2 protein-coding genes are annotated in these 2,250 nt (G+C 42.4%); both read left to right on the forward strand.

Annotated elements, in window-relative coordinates:
* The first annotated feature begins 181 nt into the window (after positions 1 to 181).
* Positions 182 to 592 (forward strand): peptide deformylase, encoded by a 411-nt coding sequence (locus HT701_RS08945; RefSeq protein ID WP_050207907.1) that lies wholly within the window; start codon positions 182 to 184, stop codon positions 590 to 592.
* A gap of 11 nt (positions 593 to 603) precedes the next feature.
* On the forward strand, positions 604 to 2,199 hold the full coding sequence (locus tag HT701_RS08950) for a hypothetical protein (protein ID WP_000822846.1): 1,596 nt from the start codon (positions 604 to 606) through the stop codon (positions 2,197 to 2,199).
* Positions 2,200 to 2,250: the final 51 nt, after the last annotated feature.

Raw genomic sequence — 2,250 nt, forward strand, 5'->3', positions numbered from 1 at the left:
CAGTGTTTTGAGCAACCTGTGGCTAGCTTCCTAGTTTGCTTTTTGATTTTCATTGAGTATAAGTAGCAAAAAAGTCATCTTCGGATGGCTTTTTGCTACAGTTGAGGGAAAGGGCTTGCAGTTATCGGCTTTTGTGCTATAATTGTTATAATATAGTAAAAAACAAGAGGAGTGTGAGGAAGTGGAAAAGAAAATTGTAAAAGATATTTTGTTTTTATCTCAGGTATCTCAGCCGGCAAGTCAGGAAGACCTTTATCTTGCCAGAGATTTGCAGGATACACTCTTAGCAAATCGTGAGACCTGCATTGGTCTAGCTGCCAATATGATTGGGGTGCAAAAGCGCGTGATTATCTTTAATCTTGGCTTGGTTCCCGTGGTCATGTTTAACCCAGTGCTTCTGTCCTTTGAAGGATCCTATGAGGCAGAAGAAGGCTGTTTGTCCTTGGTAGGTGTGAGATCAACTAAGCGTTATGAAAGCATAACGGTGTCCTATCGAGACATTAAGTGGCAGGAACAGACCATTACCTTGACAGGCTTCCCAGCTCAGATTTGCCAGCATGAGTTGGATCACTTGGAAGGACGAATAATTTAGGAGGAAAGCAAATGAAACGAATAGTCTTTGAACTTATTTTTATCGCAACGACCTGGTATATCTTTTTACCGCCCCTTAACCTGACCAGCTGGGAATTTCTCTTTTTCCTCTGTGGGCATTTGCTGCTTGTAGCAATCTTATTTGGCTTTGGCAAGGGAATCAATCTGGTCAAAACGGTTCATGTGCGCCACGGTAAGGCGGAAGCTGCCTTAAATCTTGAGGGTTTCAAAATCAATCGGTTAGGGAAAATTCTGTTAGCTTTGATTGGAGGAATTCTTCTCTTGGCAGCTTTGGTTTCCTTGGTAACTTCCAGCATGTTTCAGGCTAAAAATTATGCCAATGTAGTCACGGTTACGGAAAAAGACTTTACTGAATTTCCTAAGAGTGACACCAGTAAGGTTCCTATCCTAGATAGAAGTACTGCTGAAAAAATTGGAGACCGCTACTTGGGTTCCCTAACCGATAAGGTGTCGCAATACGTAGCGGCAGATACCTATACCCAATTGACAATTGATGGGAAACCTTATCGGGTCACACCACTAGAATATGCAGACCCTATCAAATGGTTTAACAATCAAGCCAAGGGAATCGGTGAGTATATCAAGGTGGACATGGTAACTGGAAATGCGGATTTGGTGGACTTGAAGACACCAATCAAGTATTCAGACTCGGAGTATTTTAACCGTGATGTCAAACGTCACCTGCGCTTGAAGTACCCGACCAAAATCTTTAAAACTCCATCTTTTGAGGTGGACGATGAGGGCAATCCTTTCTATGTAGCAACGGTTTACCAAAAGCAATTTGGACTTGCGGTTCCTCGTCCTGCTTCAGTCATTATCTTGGATGCTACAAATGGAGAAACCAAGGAATACAGCTTATCAGATGTTCCAGAATGGGTGGATAGGATCTATCCAGCAGAGGAAACCATTGAGCAAATCAACTACAACGGCAAGTACAAGGACGGTTTCTTGAATGCCATGATTTCCAAGAAAAACGTGACCCAGACTACCAATGGCTATAATTACTTGTCTATCGGTAATGACATCTATCTCTACACAGGTGTGACGTCGGCTAATGCGGATGAGAGTAATCTTGGTTTCATCCTTGAAAATATGCGAACAGGAGAAATTACTAAGTATAGCTTGGCTTCTGCGACAGAAGAATCAGCCCGTGAATCAGCAGAAGGTGCTGTTCAGGAGAAATCCTACAAAGCAACCTTCCCAATCCTCATCAACCTCAATGACAAGCCTTTCTACATCATGGGTTTGAAGGACAATGCTGGCTTGGTCAAAGAGTATGCTCTAGTAGACGCAGTCGAGTACCAAAATGTTATCGTAGCTACTACAGTGGAAGAGATGCTCAGCAAGTATGCCAATAAAAACGACCTTGAAATTGACAATGCAACGACAGAAAGCATCAAGGGAGTAGTAGCAGACCTCAAATCAGCTGTTATCAAGGGCGACACCGTCTACTTCTTTAAAGTTGATGGCAAGATTTACAAGGTTAAGGCCTCAGTATCAGATGACCTTCCTTACCTTGAAAATGGTAGAACCTTCGAAGGTCAAGTAGGAAAAGACAGCTATCTCAAGACCTTTAAAGTACAGTAATACTCTGCGAAAATCTCTTCAAACCACGTCAACTTTATCTGCAACCTCAAA

Origin of the sequence: Streptococcus sp. 10824, from assembly GCF_013276595.1 — a bacterium.
GTDB lineage: Bacteria > Bacillota > Bacilli > Lactobacillales > Streptococcaceae > Streptococcus > Streptococcus pseudopneumoniae.

Bases quoted from the DNA above. Each gene is read 5' to 3' on its own strand.
- HT701_RS08950 (WP_000822846.1), top strand. From the start codon at position 604: ATGAAACGAATAGTCTTTGAACTTATTTTTATCGCAACGACCTGGTAT.